Genomic DNA, 23,014 nt, shown 5'->3' with positions numbered 1-23,014 from the left:
TGACAACGGGCCCCGGACACCGGTCGGCACCGGTCGGGGGCCGGCGTTACGGCACCGTGCGCGAGACGAGGTACACCACCGGGTTCTTCGGGTCGGACATGTTCACGACCACGTCCTGGGTGGGGGCCGGGTTCTTCTGCGCATGGGTGAGGCCCCACCAGGGGCCGGTGCCGGTGAAGCGCCAGCCGCTGACCTTCTGGTCGCGGGCGGCGATGGCGATGTCGCCCTTCCTCAGCTTCTCCCGGCGCGTGCCCATCGACTCCAGGAAGGCGTCGAGACCGGCGTCGTTGGTGCGGAACTGCACGTAGAGGCGGCTGGTCTTCCAGTTGTTGGTCTCGTAGGAGGCGGGGGAGTCGGCCGGGTGAGGAACCGGCACCTGGTAGAGGCGTCGCTGCAGCGCCGACGGCAGGCCGGGGGTGAGCCCCGTCGCCGCGTACTTCGCCTCCTTGTCCTTGCCGCTGTTGCGACTCTGGTTGGCGGAGATCACCAGATAGCCGGCCGGGATGCCGATCAGCAGGCCGATGATGAGCAGGGTGAGCGCACGTCGCCTGGCCTTGTGCCCGGGGTTCTCGGCGGGGCGGCGCGGCTCGTCCGGCGGGGCCGCCTGGCGCGGCAGGGCCGCGGTCACGCGGTGTCCCGGTCGCGGCGGGCCTGGGTGTAGCGCTCGTACCGCTCGTAGCGCTCCACGCGGCGGCGCTTGGCGCGGCGGAACCGGCGGGCCACCAGCCGGGCGAGGTCGGCCGCGCCGACCATGCCGGCCTCGGGGCCGAGCTGGGCGCGGGTGATGCGGGCCTCGGGGCGGTAGCCGCGGCCGGTGAGGTGGCGCTTGAAGGCGTCCCGGGCCGGGCCGATGAGCAGGTCGTCGGCGGCGGAGACACCGCCGCCGATCACGAAGCAGGAGGGGTCGAGGGCGGCGGCGAGGTTGGCGATGCCGACGCCGAGCCACTGGCCGATGTCCTGGAGCAGCTCGATGCACATCGCGTCGCCCTCGCGGGCCAGCTCGGTGATCAGCGGGCCGGTGATGTCGCCGATGTTGCCCTTGACGCGCTCGATGATCCCGTACGCCACCGGGGAGTCGGCGGCGGCCAGCTCCTTGGCCTCGCGGACGAGGGCGTTGCCGGAGCTGTACTGCTCCCAGCAGCCGCGGTTGCCGCACGGGCAGCGGTGGCCGCCGGGCACGACCTGCATATGGCCGAACTCACCCGCGACGCCGAACTTGCCCCGCTTGACCTGGCCGTCCTCCAGGATGGCGCCGCCGATGCCGGTGCCGAGCGTGATCATGACGAGGTGGTCCTCGCCGCGGCCGGCGCCGAAGCGCCACTCCGCCCAGGCGGCGGTGTTGGCGTCGTTGTCGACCAGGACCGGCACCGAGAGGCGGCCGCTCAGGCGGTCGCGCAGGGGCTCGTTGCGCCAGGACAGGTGCGGGGCGAACAGGACGCGGTTACGGTCGGCGTCGACCCAGCCGGCGGCGCCGATGCCGACCGCGTGCACGTCGTGCCGGTCGGACAGGTCCAGGACCAGTTCGACGATGGTGTCTTCGACGACCTTGGGGCTCTTGGACTTGTCCGGGGTCTCCGTGCGGACCTTCTCCAGGATGTTGCCGTCGGCGTCCACGACGCCCGCCATGACCTTGGTGCCGCCGATGTCGATGCCGACCGTGGGAACCCGGGGTGCGGTCAGGTGGGAGCGGCGTTCCCTCGTGCCCACGGTGCGCAGGACGGGGGCTCGGCGGGAGCCGATGGGAGCGGTGAGGTCGCGATAGGTGCTCATCGTTCGTCGATTCTGCCTCACCGCAGGTATGGGTGCCGTACGGGGAAGGGGGCGGGGGCGCGTGAGCCCGGCCGGGTGCGGGTGCGTCGTGGCGCGGCCCGCAGCTCCCCTCGCCCTTCAGGATCGCCGCAGTTCGTGGACCAGAGCGTCCAGGTCGGAGCCTCCCGCCATCTGCTGCGTGAGTTCGTCCAGGGTGATCCCGTCCCGTGTGTAATTGCCCACCATCGTGCCCCGGCGGAGCAGGACGAACCTGTCCCCCACCAGGTACGCGTGATGCGGGTTGTGGGTGATCAGGACGACGCCCAGGCCCTCGTCGCGTGCCGCGGCCACATATTTCAGGACCACACCGGACTGCTTCACGCCCAGTGCCGCGGTCGGCTCGTCCAGGACCAGGACCTTCGCGCCGAAGTGGACCGCCCGGGCGATCGCCACGCACTGGCGTTCGCCGCCGGAGAGGGTGCCGATGGGCTGGTCGACGTCGCGGAGGTCGATGCCCAGGCGGAGCAGGGCCTCGCGGGTGGTGCGGCGCATGAGGCCGGTGTCCAGGCGCCTGAAGGGGCCCGCGCCCCTGCGGGGCTCGGAGCCCAGGAAGAAGTTGCGCCAGACCGGCATCAGCGGGACGACGGCGAGGTCCTGGTAGACCGTGGCGATGCCGCGGTCCAGGGCGTCGCGCGGGGAGGTCAGGCGGGTCTCCTCGCCCTCGATGCGCAGCGTCCCGGCGTCGTGGCCGTGCAGGCCGGCGATGATCTTGATCAGGGTCGACTTGCCGGCGCCGTTGTCGCCGAGGACGCAGGTGACACCGCCCGCGTGGACCTCCAGCGAGACGCCCTCCAGGGCGCGTACGTTGCCGTACTGCTTGGCCACGTCGGTCAGCTCGACCAGAGCCGTGCGCTCGGCGGTCCCCGCCGCCGTGCCGCCCGTCATGTCGTCCGTCACGTCGTCGGTCATGCCGTCGCCTCCGCGCGCCCCCGGACCCAGTGGTTCAGCAGGGTCGCGAGGAGCAGCATCGCTCCGAGGAAGAACTTGAACCAGTCCGGGTTCCACTCGGCGAAGACGATGCCCTTGCTGGTCATGCCGAAGAGGAGGGCGCCCACGGCGGAGCCGATCGCGCTGCCGTAACCGCCGGTGATCAGGCAGCCGCCGATGACGGCCGCGATGATGTAGATCAGTTCGTTGCCGACGCCCTCCCCGGACTGGACGGCGTCGAAGGAGAAGAGCAGGTGCTGGCCGGAGATCCAGGCACCGAACGCGACGCCCATGTAGAGGCCGATCTTGGTCCGCGCGACCGGGACGCCGACCGCGCGGGCCGCGTCCTGGTTGCCGCCGACGGCGAAGATCCAGTTCCCGGCGCGGGTGCGCAGCAGGATCCAGGAGGCCACGGCCACCAGGGCGAGCCACCACAGGATCGTGACCTTGACGTCGACCCCGCCGACGGTGAGCGTCGAGGCGAAGACGGCGTGGGCGGCGGGGAAGCCCTCCATGTCCCCGATGGTCTTCGTCGACACGGTGCCGTCGATCAGTTTGGTGAAGCCGAGGTTCAGGCCGGTCAGCATCAGGAAGGTGCCCAGCGTGACGATGAAGCTGGGCAGCTTGGTGCGGGTGAGCACGAAGCCGTTGAAGGCGCCGACGGCCAGCGTCACGAGAAGGGACACGCCGACGCCGACCCAGGTGTTCGCCGTCATCTGGTAGCTGAACATCGAGGAGACCAGCGCGGAGGACGTCACCAGGACACCGGCCGACAGGTCGAACTCGCCGCCGATCATCAGCAGCGCCACCGGTACGGCCATGATCCCGATGGTCGAGGAGGCGTACAGCACCGTGCTGAGGCTGGCGGCGTCGAGGAAGCCGTCGGCGGTGACGGCGAAGAAGACGAGGACGGCGAGGGCGCCGACGACGGAGCCCAGTTCCGGCCGGGCGAGGAGCTTCTTCAGCGGAGACCTCCGCAGAATCCTTTCATCAACGGAGGCGTTCATCGGGTGCCCCGCTCGGTGTACGCGGCCAGCGCGGACGCCTGGTCCTTGGTGATGATCTGCGGGCCGGTCAGCACGGGCCTGCCCCCGCCGAGGACGTCGCCGTTGTACTTGTAGGCCCACAGCAGGTCGACCGCCTCGTAGCCCTGGAGGTACGGCTGCTGGTCCACGGCGAAGCCGAGGGTGCCGTTCTTCAGTTCGGCGGCGACCTGGGCGTTGAGGTCGAAGGTGTCGATCTCGGCCTTGCTGCCCGCGTCGCCCTTCGCCTTCACGGCGGTGTCGGCGTACGGGGCGCCGAGGGTGACGACCGAGTCGATGGACGTGTCGGCCTGGAGCTTGGCCTCGATCGCGGACTGCACGTCGGGCATGTTCGTGCCGTTGACGTAGAGCTTCTGGAGCGCGCCGTGGAAGGTCTTGGCCACGCCGTCGCAGCGCTGTTCGTGGCCGACGTTGCCCTGCTCGTGCAGCACGCACAGGGCCTTCTTCCTCCCGCGCGCGTTCAGCTCGTCGCCGACGGCCTCGCCGGCGACGGACTCGTCCTGGCCGATGTGCGCGAGGGCGCCGAAGGCCTTGGACTCCTCGGAGCCGGAGTTGACCGTGATCACCGGGATGCCGGCCTTCTCGGCGCGGGCCACGGCCGCCTTCATGGCGTCCGGCTTGGCGAGGGTGACGATGATCCCGTCGACCTTCTTGTCCACGGCCGCGTCCACCAGCTGCGCCTGCTGCTGGGCCTGGTCGTCGTGGGAGTACAGGAAGTTGATGTTGTCCTTGACGGCGGCCTGCCGGGCGCCGTTCTGCACGATGTCCCAGAAGGTGTCGCCGTCCCCGGAGTGGGTGATCATCGCGAAGGTCCAGCGCGGGGTGTTCACCGCCGCCCTGCCCTGGGCGGCCGCGGCCTTGCGGGCGTCCTCGGCCCGTTTGCCGCCGGTGCTGCTGCACGCCCCCAGGGACAGCGAAAGTGCCCCTGTCAGTGCGAAGACTGCCCAGGTCCGAATCCGTGCCACGAGGCCGTGCCCTTCTTGCCGTGTTCGTACGTACGGAAGGGGCCGGCGATCAGTCCTCAGCGGCCCCAAATAATCCAGTATCGAACACCATGAACACTCATGACAGGGCAGGGGGTGCCGTGACCGTCCGATTGTCCGGACATTGCGAGGAGTCCGGGGACTCGGGTCACGGCCGTACGAGGAGCTGGAACTCGAAGGAGTAGCGGCTCGGGCGGTAGGTGTGGTCGCCGAACTCGACCGCGCGGCCGGTGTCGTCGAAGGTGGTGCGCTGCATGGTGAGCAGCGGGGCACCCTCGGACTCGGCGAGCCGCTCGGCCTCGGCGGCCGTGGCGCCGCGGGCGCCGATGGACTGGCGGGCGCTGTGCAGGGTGATCCCGGCGGCGCGCATCAGCCGGTACAGGCCGGTGGCCTCCAGCTGCCCGGTGTCCAGGTCGAGCAGACCGGTCGGGAGATGGTTGACCAGGTACGCCATCGGTTCGCCGTGCGCGAGCCGCAGCCGCTCGATGCGGTGCACGTCGCCGCCCTCGGCAACACCGAGCGCGGCGGCGACCGCGGCGGAGGCCGGTACGACGGTGTTGACCAGCACCTTGGTCGCGGGGCGCTGACCGGCCGCCTCCAGGTCGTCGTAGAGGCTGCTCAGCTCCAGCGGGCGCTTGACCTGGCTGTGCACGACCTGGGTGCCGACGCCTCTGCGGCGCACGAGCAGGCCCTTGTCGACCAGGGACTGGATGGCCTGACGGACGGTCGGCCGGGACAGGCCGAGCCGTGCGGCCAGCTCGATCTCGTTGCCCAGCAGACTGCCCGGGGTGAGGCCGCCGTGCTCGATCGCGGCCTCCAGCTGCTGGGAGAGCTGGAAGTAGAGGGGCACCGGCGAACTACGGTCCACACGGAGGTCGAGCGCGACAGTCGGGTCCACATCAGGTTTCGGCACGGGGCTGAGCGTAGTCGCGTGATGGGTTGACGGGAAGTTGTGAAGTCCGATTGTCCGGACATATGCATTGACAGCGCGCGGGGTCCGCCCTCACTTTGTTTCCATGCGCATCGGGGTCATCGGTACGGGCCGCATCGGCACCCTTCACGCGAGAACGCTCAGCCGCCACCGCGAGGTCGGCTCGCTGATCCTGACGGACGCGGATCCCGTGCGCGCCCAGGAACTGGCGCACCGGCTGGGCGAGACGGCGGCCCCGGGGGTGGACGAGATCTACACCTGGGGCGTGGACGCGGTGGTGATCACCACGGCGACGGCGGCACACGCCGAGCTGATCGGCCGGGCGGCGCGCTCGGGCCTGCCGGTCTTCTGCGAGAAGCCGATCGCGCTCGACCTGCCCGGCACCCTGCAGGCGCTCACCGAGGTGGAGCGCGCCGGAACGATCCTTCAGATGGGGTTCCAGCGGCGCTTCGACGCGGGGTACGCCGGCGCCCGGGAGGCGGTGCGCTCGGGACGGCTCGGGCGGCTGCACACCGTACGGGCGCTGACCTGCGACCCGGCCCCTCCCCCGGCCGACTGGCTGAGGCTGTCCGGCGGGCTGTTCCGGGACACGCTGATCCACGACGCCGACGTGCTGCGCTGGGTGACCGGCCGTGAGGTGGTGGACGTGTACGCCGCCGGGTCGGACACCGGGCCCGCGATGTTCCGCGAGGCCGGCGACGTGGCCACCGGCGCAGCCCTGCTCACGCTCGACGACGGCACGCTGGCCACGGTGAGCGCGACCCGGCTCAACGGCGCCGGCTACGACGTGCGCATGGAGCTGGCCGGGGAGCGGGACACGGCCGTGGTGGGACTGGACGACCGTACGCCGCTCGCCTCGACCGAGCCGAGCGGGCCGCCGCCCGCGGACACGCCGTGGACGGGCTTCTTGGAGCGGTTCGGGCCCGCCTACGAGGCCGAGCTGAACGCCTTCGTCGACGTGGTGCGCGGCGAGCGGCCGAACCCCTGCGACGGCCACGAGGCCCTCCAGGCGCTGCGGATCGCCGAGGCCTGCGAGATCTCCCGCCGCGAGCACCGCCCGGTCGCCCTCACGGAGGTCCCGGACCGGGTACAGCCGTCGTACGGCTGACGGCGGCCCGGCTCGGGGGCGGGGGCACGACGGCGGGCCCAACGCCGGCCCGGCCCGCACCCCAGGCCGGCGTCAGGGGCCGGTCACCAGCGCAGGGGGAGGTTGCGCATCCCGCGCATCAGCAGCCCCGGCAGCCACGCGCCCGGGGTGCCGTCGAGTGCGAGGCCGGGGGCGCGGCGCAGGAGGGTGCCGATGGCGATGCGGCCCTCCAGGCGGGCCAGGGGTGCGCCGAGGCAGAAGTGGATGCCGTGGCCGAAGGCGAGATGGCCCCGGGTGTCGCGGCGGATGTCGAAGCGGTCGGGGTCGTCGTAACGGCCGTCGTCGCGCTGGGCCGCGGTGAGGCCGACCACCACGTGCTCGCCCTTCCCGATCGGTGTGCCGCCGATCTCCAGGGGCTCGCCGGCGAACCGGTACGTGGCGCTGTGCACCGGGCCCTCGTAGCGCAGCATCTCCTCCACGGCGCCGTCCAGGAGGCTCATGTCGGCCCGCAGGGCGGCGAGTTGGTCGGGATGGGTGAGGAGGGCGTGGACGCCGTTGCCGATGAGGTTGACGGTGGTCTCGTGGCCGGCGATCAGCAGCAGGAAGGCCATGCCGCGCAGTTCCCGCGCGGAGAGCCGGTCGCCGTCCTCGGCGGTGGTGCGGATCAGGTCGCTCAGCAGGTCGTCGGTGGGGCCGGAGCGGCGCTTGTCCTCGATCAGCTCCGTGAGGTACTCGCCGAGGCGGACGACCGCGGACTGCTCCGTCTCCACGTCGGCCGGCGCGACCACCTCGGTGGACATCTTGCGGAACTCCGCGCGGTCCATGTCCGGCACGCCGAGCAGTTCGCAGATGACCGTGATGGGCAGCGGGTAGGCGAGCGAGCCGATCAGGTCGGCGCGGCCCGCCGGGAGCATCTCGTCCAGCAGTTCATCGGTGATCTGCTGGATGCGCGGGCGCAGTTGCTCGACCCGGCGCATCGTGAACGCGCGCGTGACGAGCGCGCGCAGCCGGGTGTGCTGGGGTGGATCGGTGGCCAGCAGATGATCGCCGACCATGTCCCGCTCCATGATGGTCACGCCGATCTTGGTGGTGTCCTTGACCAGCCGGGGGTCGGCGAGGGCCGTCCGCGCCGCCTCGTACCCCACGACCAGCCAGGCGTCCTCGCTCCAGCCGGGCAGCCGGACACGGTGCACAGGGCCCTGCGCGCGCAGCCGGGCGTACACCGGATGCGGGTCCTCGTGCAGCGCTTGCTCGAACTCCCCCAGATCCACCGACTGTTGCCTGTCCACAGCTCCCCTTCCGGACTCCCCCGAGGCCACCGGACGTGCGCCGGTACCGGGACAACGCACGGCACGCGACGTTAGTGCCCGCCCCGGCCACCCGTTCTCGGCACGTGCCCGCTCTTCAGCGCCCGTCCCCGTCGAGTCTCAGCGCCCGTCCTCGTCGAGCAGTCCCGCGTCGTAGGCGAGCAGGGCGATCTGGACCCGGTTGTTGAGGCCGAGCTTGGCGAGGATGCGCGAGACATGGGTCTTGACGGTGGCCACGCTCATGAAGAGCTCGGCGGCGATCTGGGCGTTGGCCAGGCCCCGGCCGACCAGGACGGCGACCTCCCGCTCACGGTCGCCCAGCTCGGCGAGCCGCTCACGCGCGCGTGAGCGGCGGGAGTCGGCGGCGGTGCCCGCCGCGTGCCGCATCAGCTGGCGGGTGACGGCGGGCGACAGCACCGGTTCCCCGGCGGCGACCCGGCGCACGGCGTCGACGATCTCCGCGGGCGCGGTGTCCTTCAGGACGAACCCGGCGGCGCCGGCGCGCAGGGCGCGCAGCACCTGTTCGTCCGCGTGGAAGGTGGTGAGCACCACGACCTGCGGGGCGTCCGCACGCGCGCGGAGCAGTCGGGTCGCGGCGAGCCCGTCCACCGACGGCATGCGGATGTCCATCAGGACGACGTCGGGACGGGTGCGCCCGACGAGTTCCTCGACCTCGGTGCCGTCGGCGGCCTCCCCGACGATCTCGATGTCCTCGGCCCCGCCCATCATCAGCGCGAGTCCGGTGCGCACCAAGGGGTCGTCGTCTACGAGGAGGAGTCTGATCGGCGTCATGGGCCCAACGTAATCACGGTTCGCACGGCCCATGGCGCCGGAGCCGGGCCGTCCCTCGTGGCCGGCCGGGAGCGGCGGCCCGGGGCCCCGCCCGTTCACCCCCAGGGCAGCCAGGCCCGGATCTCGAAGCCGCCGTCGGGTGTGGTGCCGTGCTGCAGCCGGCCGCCGGCCAGCGTCGCGCGTTCCGTGAGGCCGATCAGGCCCTGGCCGGAGCCGGGGACGGGCGGGGCCTCGGACTCGGGCGGCGGGTTGGTGACGGTGATCGCGAGGCCGTCGCCGCAGGTGCCGGTGAGGCGGAGGGTGACCTCGGCACCGGGGGCGTGCTTGCGGGCGTTGGTCAGGGCCTCCTGCGCGATGCGGTAGGCGGTGCGGCCGACGGAGGCGGGTACGGCGCCGGGGTCGGCGACGCGATGGTCGAGCGTGATCTTCATGCCGGCCTCGCGGCACTCGGCGACGAGCGGTTCGAGCGCGGCGAGCGTGGGCTGCGGGCGGCCGCCGGCCGCGTCGTCGGAGCCGCCGGTGCGCAGCACGCCGATGATCTCCCGCAGGTCCTGGAGGGCCTCGTGGGAGCTCTCCCGGATGACACCGGCGGCCCGCGCGATCTCCTCGCGCGGCGCGTCCGGCCGGAACTCCAGGGCTCCGGCGTGCACGCTCAGCAGGGTCAGCCGGTGGGCGAGCACGTCGTGCATCTCGCGCGCGATGTCCTCACGCGCGAGGCGCTGGGCCTGCTCGGCGCGCAGCCGCGCCTCGGTCTCCGCGCGGTGCGCCCGGTCCCGCAGGCTCATCATCAGCAGCCGCTTGGAGCGCACGAACATGCCCCAGCCGACGACACAGACGGTGAGCAGCAGCGCGAAGACCAGGGAGGCCACGTACGGCAGTCCGGTCTCGGGGCGCAGCCAGTAGTAGAGGGGGGCGAAGGCGAGGGTGGCGCCGGCGGTCCAGGCGACGTACCGGAAGGGCCGGTGCACGGCGACGGTGAACAGGGCGGCCAGTTCGGCCCAGCCCGCGGTCGAGGAGACGAGGCCGACGGGGATCATCGCGACGGCGAGGCCGACCGGCCAGCGGCGGCGCACCCAGACGGCGAGGCAGGACAGGCCGCCCAGCACCCCGTCGGCGACGACGAGCCCCTCGGGCACGTCGGGGTGCTGCACCAGGGACACCGCGGTCACCAGGTACAGCAGGACGACCATCAGGAAGCAGCAGGTGTCGACGGCCCAGTCCCGGGCCGTGCGGCGTGGCCGGCGGCCCTCGGGGACCGCGTCCGGGTCCAGTTCCCGCACCACGGCCGACGGGAGCATCCAGCGGCGCAGCCCGTCCCCGGGGACGGGGGCCCAAACCTGGGCCGGCTGGGGTCGGTCTTCACTCACGGTCGACAAATCTACGCAGAGCCCGCCTCTGTCGGCCGCCCCGCGCGCGGGATCGGCTACCAAAGTCGCGAGATCGCCGACTTTCGTACGGCTCCCGCGCGACGCGCGTCGGGATCCCGGCCGGCGGCGGTGCGGACGCCGCTCGCCCCGCGGCCCGGAGTGGGGGGAGGCCGCGGGGCGAGGTGGACAGGTGCTCGAGTACGTCGGACGCGGTTCGTCTACCGCGTCACCGCTGTCGCGCCGTTCTTCCGGGTCCGGTACGTCGGCTCAGCATCCGAAGTCGACCAGGTTGAACGTCGCGTAGTGGTCGGAGGTGTAGTAGTCCTCCTGGGACTGCTCTCCGGTGACGATGCGCCGGGCGCCGCGCGTGGGCGAACCGGGCGTGATCACGGTGTACTCGTGGTAGTACCCGGACGCCTGGCTGGGCAGGACGCCTTCACGGTTGGAGAAGACGACGCCGTCCTGCGAGTACGGGTACGGGCCGCCCTGGGCGATCAGGTTCAGGGTGTCGTGAGCCTGCGACGGCAGGGCGCTGTAGCAGATGCTGCCGACCGAGTCGGCCGCGGCGTTCGCCGAGGTGGCGGTGACGGTGCCGCCGACGACGAGGGCGGACAGGAGCGCGGCTGCGGCGCCGATGCGAGTGGTGCGTGGGGGGAATCTCATGCCCCCATGATGACGCGCGTAGACGTTGGCATGTCAACGACAACGTTGAAGATTTTCCCTTCAAGTCCGCTGAGTTTTCAGAAAGTTAACCTGCCGCCCTGCGCCCCCACGCGGTCCCCGCGAGCACCAGCGCACCCCCGGCCAGGCCGAGCGTGCCGAGCCGTTCGCCGCCGAGCGCGATGCCGGTCGCGGCCGCCCACAGCGGTTCGGTGCCGAGCAGCAGCCCGACCCGCGAGGGGGACGTACGGCGCACCGCCCACATCTGCACAAAGAAGGCGAACACCGTGCACAGCACGGCCAGGAACAGCAGCCCGGCCCAGTCCCGGGCGCCGAGGTCCGCCGCGACCGTCCACGGCGCCGGAGTGCCGGAGAGGGCCGACAGCAGGGCGAAGACGGCGACGGACGCGCCGAGTTGGACCGTGGTGAGCGGCAGCGCGGCCGCTCCCTGTACGGCCCTGGTGCGGGACATCGCGAGGACGTGCACGGTGCGGGCGAGCGCGGCGAGCAGCATCAGCAGGTCGCCGGACGAGGGCCGGGTGACGCCGCCGCCCTGGGTGAGCAGGACGACGCCGAGGACCGACAGCAGCGCCGCGCCGAGGAAGGCCGGGGTGGGCCGGGTGCGGGTGACGGCGGCCTCGGCGAGCGGGGTGAAGATCATGGTGAGGCTGATGATCAGACCCGCGTTGGTCGCCGAGGTGCGGACGACGCCGTAGGTCTCCAGCAGGAAGATCCCGCTGAGGATCAGCCCGAGCAGGGCCGCGCCGCGCCACTGGGCGCCGGTGAGCGCGCGCAGGGCACGGCGGCCGGTGACGGCCAGGACGGGCACGGCGAGCGCGAAGCGCAGCACGAGGACGGCGAGCACCGTACGGGCGGTGACGATGTCCTTCGCGGCGAGATAGCTGGCGCCCCAGCAGACCGCGACGAGCAGGACGGGCAGGTCGGTGTGCCAGGCGCGGCGGGGCGCGGCGGCGGCGCCCGGTACGGCGATCGAGGACATGCGGGCGGCTCTCCCGGTCTCCGGTGGGGGTGCGGAGACGTCGGCGGCTCGCACGGGGCGGGCTCACCGTACCGGCGGCGACGATCTTCGGCCAGGGATTTGCCGGCCGGGGGTCGGGGCCGGCCTCAGGCGTCCTCGGGGAGGTCGTACGAGCCGTACTCCGGGTCGCCCGCCAGGTCGTACGTCTGGAGGGAGACGCCCGAACCGGTGACGTGGCCGCCGGTGTGCCGGAAGCGGGTGGGGGCCGTGCCGTCCGGGAACAGCCGGCGGCCGGAGCCGAGGACGACCGGGAAGGTCAGCAGGTGCAGGGTGTCGAGGAGGCGCAGGCCGATCAGGGAGCGCACGAGGGCGCCGCTGCCGTGCACCTGGAGTTCGCCGTCGGTGCGCTCCTTGAGGGCCTGGACCTCCTTGGCGAGGTCGCCGCCGAGCACCGTGGTGCCGGACCACGCGGGATCCTGGAGGGTGGCGGAGACGACGTACTTGGGCAGGGTGTTGAGGCGGGAGGCGAAGGGGTTGGCCGGGTCGGTCACCCGCGGCCAGTAGGCGGCGAAGATGTCGTACGTACGGCGGCCGAGCAGGAAGGCGTCGGCGCGCTCGAAGACCCCGGTGACGAAGCGGCCGGAGTCGTCGTCGCCGAGCGGAAAGCTCCAGCCGCCCTGCGTGAAGCCGTCCCGGGTGTCCTCGCCGGGGCCGCCCGGGCCCTGGTAGACGCCGTCGAGGGTGACGAAAAGAGTGGAGACGAGCTTACCCATGAGGGGTGCCTTCTTCCGGGTGCGGGGTCTGCTGTCACCACTGCGGACCCCGCCGGCCCCCGGAACTCATCGGTTCAGCCCGCGTGCGTGGAGAACAGCCCGCCGGTCGGGCCCTGCTTGTCACCGCCCTGGGCCTTCTTCAGGGCGTTGGCGAGGCTCTCGATGGTGAGGGACTGCAGGATCACCCGGCCGTTGCCCTCCAGGGTGGCCAGGGACAGGCCCTCGCCGCCGAAGACGGCGTTCATGAGTCCCTGGCGGTTGAGGCCGCCGATGCGCTGGACGCCGTACTGGATGCCCTCCTCGAAGGCGACCACGCAGCCGGTGTCGACCTCGATGCGGCCGCCGAAGTCGGCCGGGTTGAGATCGATGAAGTTGCCCGCGCCGGCGATGATCACCGTGCCGTACCCGGTGAACTTCTCCAGGACGAAGCCCTCGCCGCCGCTCATGCCGGTGCGGCCGCCGGCGAAGGCGATGCCGAACTCGACGGTGGACTCGGCGGCCACGAAGGCGTCCTTCTCGGCGAACCACGCGCGCCTGCCGTCGAGTTCCAGCGCGCGCATCTCGCCGGGCAGGACGCCCGCGAAGCCGACCGTGCCCTGGCCGCCCTGGGAGGTGAAGTACTGGAACGCCAGCGACTCGCCCGCGAGCGCGCGCTGGCCCACCTGCATGGCGGTGCCCATGGCCTGGCGCAGCAGGCCGCCCATCCCGCCGCCGCCCGCGCCGCCCTGCCCCTGCCGGCCGCCGCTGCCGTTTGCGGACGGGCCGGACAGGCGCGTCTCCATGGTCACGTTCGTCGTCTTGAAGAGGAACTTCCCGGCCTCGCAGTACACGGTCTGGCCGGGTTGCAGGCTGACGACCGCCATCTGCATGGCGTTGCCGACGATCTCTTGCTGAAGGGTCACGTGGGGAAGAACGCCGGACCCGGGCCCGTGGGTTCCGGGCGGCCGGAATCGGGGCCGTACGGGTGACACGCGGGGCGCCCGGTGCTGTCCAGGCCGGGGCGCCCCACGCGCGGGGTGGGTCAGCCGCCCAGTTCCTGGTGGCGGGCGGCGAGCCGGGCCGCGCCGTCCTCGGTCAGGGAGCCGAACAGCCGCAGGCGGGAGATGCCGCCGTCGGGGAAGATGTCCACGCGCGCGTGCGTGCCGACGGCCGGGGCGGGCAGCACGAAGCGGTGGTTGGTGTCGGGCTGCAGGCGGGTGCGGGGAAGGATCTCCGTCCACTCGCCGTCCTCGCCGTCGCGCACGGAGACCGACGCCCAGCCGGCGCTGTTGCCCTTCAGATAGGCGGTGTCGATCTCGATCGCGCGGATCTGGGACTGGCCGGCCAGCTGGTAGCGGATCCAGTCGTTGCCCAGGTCACGGCGGCGGCGGGTCTCCCAGCCGTCGTCCATCTTGCGGGAACGGCCCGGCTGGATGGTGTTGGTGGCCGGGGAGTAGAAGAGGTTGGAGGCGTCCTCGACCTGGCCGCCGTTCTCCAGCGCGACCACGTCGAAGGTGCCCAGCACCGACAGCCACGCGGGGTCGGGGACGACCTCGCCGTGCACGCGCAGGCGCGCGATGCCGCCGTCGGGGTGCTGGTTGACGCGCAGGTGCGTGAAGCGCTGCTCGGCGGAGACGGCGAAGCCGTTCGCCGCGTGGCCGCCGACCGCGGTGCGCGGGACGATCGTCGTCCACTTCACGTCGTCGCCGAGCAGTTCCTCGGGAGAGGGCGAGCCGGGGACGGACGCGGCCTCGACGGAGACGGCCTGCGGGTAGTTGCCGCGGAAGTGGGCGGTGTCGACGACGATCCCGCGGATCACGCCGGGCGCGCCGAGACGGACCAGCGCCCAGTCGTGGTCCTCGGCGGTCGGCCACGGGTGCTCGGCGGAGACACCGCGCCGGCGGCGGGTCTCCCAGCCGTCCATGATCTTGCCCTTGTGGCCGAAGTGCTCGGGGTCGAACTCGGCCCGCTCGGGCACCAGCAGGTTCTCGCGCTGGGCGAAGAACTCGTCGTTGGCGGCGACCACGCCCGCGCCGAGCTGCCGGTCGGCGAGGTTGGCGTACTGGGTGAAGGGGAAGTCGGCGGTGCGGTAGTCGGCGTACGGGTCACCGCCCGAGTAGGGGTTCGCGTCGCCGGTGAAGCTGGAGGTCGCCGTCACGGTGATCAGGGGTTCCTTTCCGGGAGTGGGCGGGGGCGGGGTGGATTACCGGGGGCGGGCGAGCAGCGTGCCCCGCGGCTCGGTGAACTCGCCGTCGTGGACGATGCGTTCGCCGCGCAGCCAGGTGGACTTCACGACGCCGTACAGGGTCTTGCCGGCGTACGCGGTGACGCGGTTGCGGTGCTGGAGGGCGGCCGGGTCCACGGTGAAGGTCTCGTCCGGGGCGAGGACGGCGAAGTCGGCGTCGCGGCCGACCTCGATGGCGCCCTTTCGGCCGAGGCCCGCCAGCGCGGCGGTCCGCGTGGACATCCAGCGCACGACGTCCTCCAGACCGTGTCCACGCGCGCGTGCCGCCGTCCATACGGCGGACAGGCTGAGCTGGAGGCCGGAGATGCCGCCCCAGGCGGCGGCGAAGTCGGCGGTCTTCAGGTCGGCGGTGGAGGGCGAGTGGTCGGTGACGACGCAGTCGATGGTGCCGTCGGCCAGCGCCTCCCACAGCAGGTCCTGGTTGGCGGCCTCGCGGATGGGCGGGCAGCACTTGAACTCGCTGGCGCCGTCGGGGACTTCCTCGGCGGTCAGGGTGAGGTAGTGCGGGCACGTCTCGACGGTGATGCGGACGCCCTCGGCGCGGGCGGCGCGGATCAGCGGCAGCGCGTCGCTGGAGGACAGGTGCAGGACGTGCACGCGCGCGTGGAGCCGCTTGGCCTGTGCGACGAGGGTCGCGATGGCGGTGTCCTCGGCGTCGCGCGGGCGGGAGGCGAGGAAGTCGGTGTACTTCGGGCCGCCGTGCTGCGGGGCGGCGGCGAGGTGGTGGGGGTCCTCGGCGTGCACGATCAGCAGCCCGTCGAAGCCGGCGATCTCCGCCAGGGACCGGGCGAGCCGGTCCTGGTCGAGGTGCGGGAACTCGTCCACGCCGGACGGGGACAGGAACGCCTTGAAGCCGAAGACGCCTGCTTCGTGCAGCGGGCGCAGGTCCTTGACGTTGTCGGGCAGGGCGCCGCCCCAGAAGCCGACGTCGATGTGCGCCTTGTCGCGGGCCACGTCCTGCTTCACCCGCAGGTGGTCCACGGTCGTGGTCGGCGGGAGGGAGTTGAGCGGCATGTCGATCAGCGTCGTGATGCCGCCGGCCGCCGCCGCGCGCGTGGCGGTCCAGAAGCCCTCCCACTCGGTGCGGCCGGGGTCGTTGACGTGCACGTGGGTGTCGACCAGGCCGGGCAGCAGGACGTGGTCGCCGACGTCCTCCAGCCGGGCGCCGGCCGGAATCCCGGCGTCGTACGGCAGGACGGCCGTGATCGTCCCGGCGGACACGGTGACCGCGGCGGCCCGTGTCCCCTCCGGAGTGATGACGCGCGTCGAGCGCAGGACCAGTTCAGCGTCGGACACCCGAACCCCTCTCTGTACCGCCGTTTTACGCCCAGGAAACGGGATTTACACCTACGTAACGGATTTCAACGTTCTGTTGAAGGAGTCTTCACTCCCGCTTCCGCGTCGTCAAGGGGCACACTTCTGGGCAGCACGCCATCGGCGCCCACTCTGGACGTTTCCACAAAGCGGAATTAGAATTCCAGCAAGCAGAACGTAGCTACGTACAAGCGGGGAGTCAACCGACTGCCGGGTAGGCTTCTGCCCTCTCGCCAGTCCCGAAAGGAACGCGCCGTGCCGACGTCCAGCGCCAGCACCACCGACTCCGCCAAGTCCTCCGCCGGCGGCGGTGTCCAGTCCCTCGAGCGCGCCTTCGATCTGCTCGAGCGGATGGCGGACGCGGGGGGCGAGGTGGGTCTCAGCGAGCTGTCCGCGACCAGCGGGCTGCCGCTGCCGACCATCCACCGGCTGATGCGCACGCTGGTCGCCTGCGGCTACGTCCGCCAGCAGCCGAACCGGCGCTACGCCCTCGGCCCCCGCCTGATCCGGCTCGGCGAGTCGGCGTCCCGGCTGCTCGGCACCTGGGCGCGGCCGTACCTGGCGCGACTGGTCGAGGAGACCGGCGAGACGGCGAACATGGCACTGCTGGACGGCGACGAGATCGTGTACGTGGCACAGGTGCCGTCGAAGCACTCGATGCGGATGTTCACCGAGGTGGGCCGGAGGGTGCTCCCCCACTCCACCGGCGTCGGCAAGGCGCTGCTCGCCGGGGTGCCGGACGACGAGGTGCGGGCGCTGCTCGCCCGGACGGGGATGCCGGCCGCGACCGAGAAGACGATCACCACGCCCGACGGGTTCCTGGCGGCGCTGGACGAGGTACGGCAGCTGGGGTACGCCGTCGACGACAACGAGCAGGAGATCGGGGTGCGGTGCCTGGCGGTGTCCGTGCCGGAGTCCCCGACGGCCGCGGCGATCTCCATCTCGGGGCCGGCCGGGCGGGTGACCGAGGCCGCCACCGAGAAGATCGTGCCGGTGCTGCAGGGGATCGCACGGGAACTGTCCCAGGCATTGGCCAGTTCGGGCGCCTGAGCGCTCCGCTGGACGTGCCGCACCGCGCCGTCGGTCGTCCGCGCGGCCGTCGCGGCTGGTCGCGCCCACGCGGCGGAGCCGCGTATCGACGGAGCCCCGCGCCCCTTCGGGGCGCTGCCGAACCGCACCGGACTTCGCCGCACCCGCTGGGCGGATACGGTGCCGGGCGACCGCGGCTAGGGTCTGTCGTTTTGATCAGGTCGGTTGAGAGAGACCGCGCCTTGCGACCGGCCCGAGCGGGGTCTGGTGCGTGCAGATGCAAGGCGGAGGAGGGAGTCGACGCGGTGGGGGCCCCTCCCGCTCGAGCGAAGCCGAGAGTGGGGGAGAAGCCGAGCGTGGGGGAGTCGGCGACCGACGACAACGCCGCAGATGCGCGTGCCAGGGCCCGCGACACCGACATGATCCAAACGACAGGCCCTAGCCCCGCTGCGTCGGCTCCCCGAAGAGATCGACTGCCTCCCGCACGCCCTTGAGGCCCCTCGCCAGGGCGCTCACCGAGCCGATCGCGCCCGCGATCAGTAACAGGGAGCTGCGCAGGCGCGGGGTCTCCGGTGTGCCGCCGGAGGCCATCGCCGCCAGGGCCGCCAGTTCGTCCTCCGCTATGGCCCGGTCGGGGAACTCGGAGGGCAGTGTGGCGAGTTCGCGACGCAACCGGGACACCGCGGTCCGCAGTTCCGTCACTCTCGGGTCCTCGTCGCTGCCGATCACTGGCCTCTGCCCCAAGCTCCGCAACACAGCCCTCCCCCTCGCACGCCGTCGTGCGCGGGTCAGTAAACGCCACCCCGCCCTGGAGCGCCACAGCGCCGACCGAAATTCAGCCCAAGGAAACGCGCCGTCGCGGCCCGCGTCAGGTATGCAGGACGCATGACGGACACGCATGACGAGGAGCGCGCGGAGGTCGCCGGGCTGGTGCTCGCCGCGGGCGGCGGGCGACGGCTCGGCGGGCGGCCGAAGGCGCTGCTGCAGCACCGGGGACGACCGCTGGTCGAGCACGCGGTGGGGGTGCTGCGCGCCGCCGGATGCCGGCGGATCCACGTGGTCCTGGGCGCCCGCGCCGACGAGGTGCGGGCGCGGGCCGAGCTGAGCGGCTGCGTCCTCGTGGACAACCCCGACTGGGCCGAGGGCATGGGCTCCTCGCTGCGGGCGGGGCTGGACTCGCTCCGCGGCACGGGGGCGCGCGCGGCCCTGGTGAGCCTCGTCGACCAGCCGGGCATCGGGGCGGCCGCGGCGGCCCGGGTGCTCGACGCCCACGAGGACGAGAAGTCGCTGGTCTCGGCCGCCTACGCGGGGGTGCGCGGGCATCCCGTGCTGTTCGGGTCGGCCCACTGGGCGGGCATCGCGCGGACGGCCACCGGGGACCGCGGGGCCCGCGCCTATCTGAAGGAACACGAGAGCGAGCTCCGGCTGGTGGAGTGCGCGGACGTGGCCGAACCGTACGACATCGACACCGAGGCCGATCTGCGCCACCTTGAGTGAGCGCGGTGGCACCGAGCGACACCTTTCCTCGACCCAGAGAATCTCGACGTCAACAAACCATTGAAGTTCCACGATGAGGAAACTAGTATCCACTGTTCAGAAGCGCCTGACCGCACAGCGGGCGCTGTTCGCCCTATTCGTGCCACTAGGCACCCGGTGCCACCGCTGAAGGAAGTGACAGCTCATGTCCGCACCAGCGCCGTCCCCGCTGGCCATCGTCGACGCCGAGCCCCTGCTCCGGCAGGAAGAGGTCCTCACGGACGCCGCGCTCGCCTTCGTGGCGGAGCTGCACCGGCGGTTCACCCCGCGCCGTGACGAACTCCTCGCCCGCCGGGCCGAGCGCCGCGCCGAGATCGCCCGCACCTGCACCCTCGACTTCCTCCCGGAGACGGCCGCGATCCGCGCGGACGACTCCTGGAAGGTCGCCCCGGCCCCGGCCGCGCTGAACGACCGGCGCGTCGAGATCACCGGCCCGACCGACCGCAAGATGACGATCAACGCCCTCAACTCGGGCGCGAAGGTCTGGCTCGCCGACTTCGAGGACGCCTCCGCGCCCACCTGGGAGAACGTCGTCCTCGGTCAGGTCAACCTGGCCGACGCCTACACCCGGAACATCGACTTCACCGACCCGGCGTCGGGCAAGTCGTACGCCCTGCGCCCCGACGGGGAGCTGGCGACCGTCGTCATGCGCCCGCGCGGCTGGCACCTGACCGAGCGCCACCTGGCCGACGCCGACGGCACGCCGGTCCCGGGCGCCCTCGTCGACTTCGGCCTGTACTTCTTCCACAACGCCCAGCGCCTGCTGGACCTCGGCAAGGGCCCGTACTTCTACCTGCCGAAGACCGAGTCGCACCTGGAGGCCCGCCTCTGGAACGACGTGTTCGTCTTCGCCCAGGACTACGTCGGCATCCCGCAGGGCACCGTCCGCGCGACCGTCCTGATCGAGACCATCACCGCCGCGTACGAGATGGAGGAGATCCTCTACGAACTGCGCGACCACGCCTCCGGGTTGAACGCCGGCCGCTGGGACTACCTGTTCTCCATCGTCAAGAACTTCCGTGACGGCGGCGCGAAGTTCGTCCTGCCGGACCGCAACGCCGTGACGATGACCGCCCCGTTCATGCGGGCGTACACCGAACTCCTGGTGCGCACCTGCCACAAGCGCGGCGCGCACGCGATCGGCGGCATGGCGGCCTTCATCCCGTCCCGCAGGGACGCCGAGGTCAACAAGGTGGCCTTCGAGAAGGTCCGCGCCGACAAGGACCGCGAGGCGAACGACGGTTTCGACGGCTCCTGGGTCGCCCACCCCGACCTCGTGCCGATCGCCATGGAGTCCTTCGACAAGGTCCTCGGTGACCGGCCGAACCAGAAGGACCGGCTGCGCGAGGACGTCCACGTCGAGGCCGCCGACCTGATCGCGATCGACTCGCTGGACGCGAAGCCGACGTACGCCGGTCTGGTCAACGCCGTTCAGGTGGGCATCCGTTACATCGAGGCCTGGCTGCGCGGCCTCGGTGCGGTCGCCATCTTCAACCTGATGGAGGACGCGGCAACCGCCGAGATCTCCCGCTCGCAGATCTGGCAGTGGATCAACGCGGGCGTCGAGTTCGAGAACGGCGACACGGCCACGCCGGAACTGGCCCGCAAGGTCGCCGCCGAGGAACTGTCCGACATCCGCCAGGAGATCGGCGAGGAGGCCTTCGCCGCCGGGCACTGGCAGGAGGCCCACGACCTGCTGCTGAAGGTCTCGCTGGACGAGGACTACGCCGACTTCCTCACCCTGCCGGCGTACGAGCAGCTGCGGGGCTGAGCGCCGGGCCCGCCGAGCGGTCCCGGGAGCCCTCCCGGGACCGCTCGCGCGTGTTCACCCCAGGTGGACCGACCAGTCCTGTGCCGCGGCCGGCTTGCCGTGCAGGTCGGGGACCTGCTTGAGCCAGGCCGGCCGGCCCGCCTGGCTCCTCGCCGCGCGCAGCGCCTCCTCGGCGGCGAGCTGCTCGCGGCTCGGGAAGTCGGTGGGCAGCCAGTGCGCCGACAGCCGCACCCGGGCCAGGAGGTAGTCGACGTAGGCGGCGCGGACGTCGTCGGGGGTCGCGAAGCCCGCGTCCTCGGCGAGCCAGGCGTCCGGGACCTCGGCCACGATGCCGCGCAGCAGTTCCCCGGTCACCCGGGGGGCCAGTTCGGCGTCGGCGGCCCGGACGTCGGGGCCGTAGTGGCCGAGAGCGTGATGGCGGAAGTCGTACTTCTTTCCCGGGGCCGTGGTGTCCCAGCGGTGATGGAAGACGAGGGCGGCACCGTGGTCGATCAGCCACAGGTGCGGCGCCGCGGTGCCGAACGTGGGCCAGACCATCAGGTTGGAGCTGTGCACCGTACGGTCCACGTTGACCGTGAGCGCGTCCAGCCAGACGATCCGGCCCGCCTCCAGCGGGTCCACCGGGAAGACCCGCGCGATCTCGGGGGTGAGGTCGGCGGCGCCCGGCAGATGGTCCATGCCGAGGTTCACCCCCGCGCTCGCGCCGTGCAGCTCCCGGACCTCCTGGTGGGGCTCGTCCGCGGCGATCGCCGGATCGAAGTGGACGAGGACCAGCTCCGGGAAGCGCAGGCCCAGCGCGCGGGCGAGTTCACCGACGATCACCTCGGCGACCAGCGCCTTGTGTCCCTGCGCGGAGGCGGTGAACTTCACGACGTACGTGCCGAGGTCGTCGGCCTCGACGACTGCGGGCACGGAGCCGCCGGACCGGAGAGGGGTCACGTATCGAACAGCAGTCACGTCGCGCAGCACACCGCCCAGCGTAAGCGCTCCGCCGGCGTGGCGGTTCTCCGGCCGTGGGCCGACCGCGGAGCCGTTCGGGCCGGTCGCGCCCGGTCAGTAGTGGCTGTTCATCGCGGCACGGACCTCGGCGAGCGTGGCGTCGGCCACCGCGCGGGCGCGCTCGTTGCCCTCGCGCAGGGTCCGCTGGAGGAAGGCGCGGTCCCGGGCGTACTCACTGCGGCGGGCCCGGATCGGCGCCAGGTACTCGTTGACCGCCTCGGTCACGGTCTTCTTCAGCGCGGCGGCCCCCGCCGCGCCGATCTCCTCGGCCACCTCCTCGGGCCTGCGGTTCTGGCACAGGGCGGCCAGCAGCAGGAGGGAGGACACCTCGGGGCGGTGCGCCGGGTCGTAGGTGATGTGCCGCTCGGAGTCCGTCCTGGCCCCCTTGAGCAGACGCGCGGTCTCGTCGGCGTCGGCGGCCAGCGTGATGGCGTTACGGCGGCTCTTGCTCATCTTGGTGCCGTCGGTGCCGAGCAGCAGCGGGGCGTGGGAGAGCAGGGCGTCGGGCTGCGGGAAGACCGGAGTGCCGTTGCCGTAGCGGTCGTTGAAGCGGCGGGCGATGGTGCGGGTGACCTCCAGGTGCGGGAGCTGGTCCTGGCCGACCGGCACCAGGTTGCCCTTGCAGAAGAGGATGTCGGCGGCCTGGTGGACGGGGTAGGTGAACATCAGGCCGCTGACGGCGGACTGGCGCGAGTGGGCGATCTCGTCCTTGACCGTGGGGTTGCGGTTCAGCTCGGCGACGGACACGAGGCTGAGGAAGGGCAGCATCAGCTGGTTGAGGGCGGGGACGGCGCTGTGCGTGAAGATCGTGCTGCGCCGCGGGTCCACGCCGATGGCGAGGTAGTCCAGGACGAGGTCCTCGACGTGCCCGGTCAGGTTGTCGGCGACGTCCCGGTCGGTCAGGACCTGGTAGTCCGCGATGATCACGTACGTCTCCACGCCGAGGTCCTGGAGGCGTACGCGGTTGTGCAGCGTGCCGAAGTAGTGCCCCAGGTGCAGCCGGCCGGTGGGACGGTCGCCGGTCAGCATGCGGAACCGTCCGGGGTCCTTGCGGATGAGCTCCTCCAGCACCGCACTGCGCGCCTGCGCGGCGGACGTCCCGAGCGAGTCGGCAACGGAGTCTGCGGCAGCGGCGTCGGGGCCGGCGGCCTGGGGCGTGGTGTTCACGACGTCTCCTGGTGAGTCGGTCTCGCCGTCAGAGAGGCACGAGCCCTGGTCCAGGGGACGAGAAAGGGCCGTCCATTCCGAACGGCCCGGTGTGCATGCGAGTCGGCCGCTCCTACGCGGAGCGCCACCAGCTCAGACATGCCGAAAGATGCATGCGCACAGCATAGCCTCGCCGCCGGGAATCCGGGGACTCTTCGACGGGGGCGAGCGGCGGGCCGGCGCGGGGCCCAAGGGGCGGGTGACGGGACCGGGGCGGGGGCCAAGAGGCAGGCGAGGGGTCGGAGGGGGCGAGCGGCGTTTCGCGGTGGCGGGGTGG

The 23,014-nt window shown here is 72.1% G+C and carries 22 protein-coding genes; 4 read left to right on the top strand and 18 right to left on the bottom strand.

Going from position 1 to position 23,014, the window contains the following annotated elements; translation table 11 throughout:
• Positions 1-46: 46 nt before the first annotated feature.
• From BIV23_RS32400 to BIV23_RS32375, 6 genes are all read right to left on the bottom strand, one after another.
• The gene (locus BIV23_RS32400) at positions 47-628 is read right to left on the bottom strand and encodes a sugar kinase (RefSeq protein ID WP_071384555.1); all 582 of its coding nucleotides are present in this window, start codon (positions 626-628) and stop codon (positions 47-49) included.
• A complete protein-coding gene (locus BIV23_RS32395) occupies positions 625-1,770 on the bottom strand; it encodes an ROK family glucokinase (RefSeq protein ID WP_071384554.1) in 1,146 nt (381 codons plus the stop codon). The genes BIV23_RS32400 and BIV23_RS32395 overlap by 4 nt, the downstream gene beginning before the upstream one ends.
• Before the next feature lie 117 nt (positions 1,771-1,887).
• Positions 1,888-2,694 carry an ATP-binding cassette domain-containing protein gene (locus tag BIV23_RS32390; protein WP_071384685.1) on the bottom strand — a complete coding sequence of 269 codons (807 nt, stop codon included), beginning with the start codon at positions 2,692-2,694 and terminating at the stop codon, positions 1,888-1,890.
• A gap of 20 nt (positions 2,695-2,714) precedes the next feature.
• Positions 2,715-3,743: an ABC transporter permease gene (locus tag BIV23_RS32385; protein ID WP_071384553.1), complete on the bottom strand. Its 1,029-nt coding sequence runs from the start codon at positions 3,741-3,743 to the stop codon at positions 2,715-2,717.
• Positions 3,740-4,744: a sugar ABC transporter substrate-binding protein gene (locus BIV23_RS32380; RefSeq protein ID WP_071384552.1), complete on the bottom strand. Its 1,005-nt coding sequence runs from the start codon at positions 4,742-4,744 to the stop codon at positions 3,740-3,742. Before BIV23_RS32380 ends, BIV23_RS32385 begins: the two co-directional genes overlap by 4 nt.
• 166 nt (positions 4,745-4,910) lie before the next feature.
• Positions 4,911-5,660, bottom strand: coding sequence for a GntR family transcriptional regulator (locus BIV23_RS32375; protein WP_071384551.1), 750 nt, complete (start codon positions 5,658-5,660; stop codon positions 4,911-4,913).
• Positions 5,661-5,778: 118 nt separating this feature from the next.
• Between BIV23_RS32375 and BIV23_RS32370 the strand changes: the two genes are divergently transcribed.
• Complete coding sequence (locus tag BIV23_RS32370; protein ID WP_071384550.1) at positions 5,779-6,801, top strand: Gfo/Idh/MocA family protein; 1,023 nt, start codon at positions 5,779-5,781, stop codon at positions 6,799-6,801.
• A gap of 83 nt (positions 6,802-6,884) precedes the next feature.
• Here the strand turns inward: BIV23_RS32370 and BIV23_RS32365 are convergent, their stop codons facing one another.
• The 9 genes from BIV23_RS32365 to allB all read right to left on the bottom strand — a co-directional run bounded on the left by BIV23_RS32365 (position 6,885) and on the right by allB (position 16,178).
• Positions 6,885-8,069: a cytochrome P450 family protein gene (locus BIV23_RS32365; protein ID WP_177240113.1), complete on the bottom strand. Its 1,185-nt coding sequence runs from the start codon at positions 8,067-8,069 to the stop codon at positions 6,885-6,887.
• 138 nt (positions 8,070-8,207) lie between these two features.
• Entirely contained in the window at positions 8,208-8,879 is a 672-nt protein-coding gene (locus BIV23_RS32360; RefSeq protein ID WP_071384549.1) for a response regulator, read from the bottom strand.
• Between the two features lie 95 nt (positions 8,880-8,974).
• Complete coding sequence (locus tag BIV23_RS32355) at positions 8,975-10,177, bottom strand: sensor histidine kinase (RefSeq protein WP_071384548.1); 1,203 nt, start codon at positions 10,175-10,177, stop codon at positions 8,975-8,977.
• A 336-nt stretch (positions 10,178-10,513) separates the two neighbouring features.
• The gene (locus BIV23_RS32350) at positions 10,514-10,909 is read right to left on the bottom strand and encodes a ribonuclease (RefSeq protein WP_071384547.1); all 396 of its coding nucleotides are present in this window, start codon (positions 10,907-10,909) and stop codon (positions 10,514-10,516) included.
• A gap of 85 nt (positions 10,910-10,994) precedes the next feature.
• A complete protein-coding gene (locus tag BIV23_RS32345; RefSeq protein ID WP_071384546.1) occupies positions 10,995-11,906 on the bottom strand; it encodes a DMT family transporter in 912 nt (303 codons plus the stop codon).
• 125 nt (positions 11,907-12,031) lie between these two features.
• The gene (locus BIV23_RS32340) at positions 12,032-12,658 is read right to left on the bottom strand and encodes a dihydrofolate reductase family protein (protein WP_071384545.1); all 627 of its coding nucleotides are present in this window, start codon (positions 12,656-12,658) and stop codon (positions 12,032-12,034) included.
• A gap of 74 nt (positions 12,659-12,732) precedes the next feature.
• Positions 12,733-13,560 (bottom strand): AIM24 family protein, encoded by an 828-nt coding sequence (locus tag BIV23_RS32335; RefSeq protein WP_079173545.1) that lies wholly within the window; start codon positions 13,558-13,560, stop codon positions 12,733-12,735.
• Between the two features lie 119 nt (positions 13,561-13,679).
• Complete coding sequence (alc, locus tag BIV23_RS32330; protein WP_071384544.1) at positions 13,680-14,795, bottom strand: allantoicase; 1,116 nt, start codon at positions 14,793-14,795, stop codon at positions 13,680-13,682.
• 45 nt (positions 14,796-14,840) lie between these two features.
• Complete coding sequence (allB, locus tag BIV23_RS32325; RefSeq protein WP_071384543.1) at positions 14,841-16,178, bottom strand: allantoinase AllB; 1,338 nt, start codon at positions 16,176-16,178, stop codon at positions 14,841-14,843.
• A gap of 273 nt (positions 16,179-16,451) precedes the next feature.
• On the opposite strand from allB, the gene BIV23_RS32320 reads away from it, so the two are divergent.
• A complete protein-coding gene (locus tag BIV23_RS32320; protein ID WP_071384542.1) occupies positions 16,452-17,246 on the top strand; it encodes an IclR family transcriptional regulator in 795 nt (264 codons plus the stop codon).
• A gap of 417 nt (positions 17,247-17,663) precedes the next feature.
• Here the strand turns inward: BIV23_RS32320 and BIV23_RS32315 are convergent, their stop codons facing one another.
• Complete coding sequence (locus BIV23_RS32315; RefSeq protein ID WP_071384541.1) at positions 17,664-17,981, bottom strand: DUF5955 family protein; 318 nt, start codon at positions 17,979-17,981, stop codon at positions 17,664-17,666.
• Positions 17,982-18,110: 129 nt separating this feature from the next.
• Between BIV23_RS32315 and BIV23_RS32310 the strand changes: the two genes are divergently transcribed.
• Positions 18,111-18,722 carry a nucleotidyltransferase family protein gene (locus BIV23_RS32310; RefSeq protein ID WP_071384540.1) on the top strand — a complete coding sequence of 204 codons (612 nt, stop codon included), beginning with the start codon at positions 18,111-18,113 and terminating at the stop codon, positions 18,720-18,722.
• 184 nt (positions 18,723-18,906) lie between these two features.
• Positions 18,907-20,532, top strand: a complete 1,626-nt coding sequence (gene aceB / locus BIV23_RS32305) for a malate synthase A (RefSeq protein WP_071384539.1) — start codon at positions 18,907-18,909, stop codon at positions 20,530-20,532.
• Positions 20,533-20,586: 54 nt separating this feature from the next.
• Here the strand turns inward: aceB and BIV23_RS32300 are convergent, their stop codons facing one another.
• Complete coding sequence (locus tag BIV23_RS32300) at positions 20,587-21,501, bottom strand: HipA family kinase (protein ID WP_071384538.1); 915 nt, start codon at positions 21,499-21,501, stop codon at positions 20,587-20,589.
• A gap of 84 nt (positions 21,502-21,585) precedes the next feature.
• The gene (trpS, locus tag BIV23_RS32295) at positions 21,586-22,698 is read right to left on the bottom strand and encodes a tryptophan--tRNA ligase (RefSeq protein ID WP_071384537.1); all 1,113 of its coding nucleotides are present in this window, start codon (positions 22,696-22,698) and stop codon (positions 21,586-21,588) included.
• Positions 22,699-23,014 lie beyond the last annotated feature (316 nt).

The organism is Streptomyces monashensis (assembly GCF_001866665.1).
GTDB lineage: Bacteria > Actinomycetota > Actinomycetes > Streptomycetales > Streptomycetaceae > Streptomyces > Streptomyces monashensis.
The sequence above is the reverse complement of the archived record's forward strand: the minus strand, read 5'-3'. Positions and strand labels throughout refer to the sequence as shown.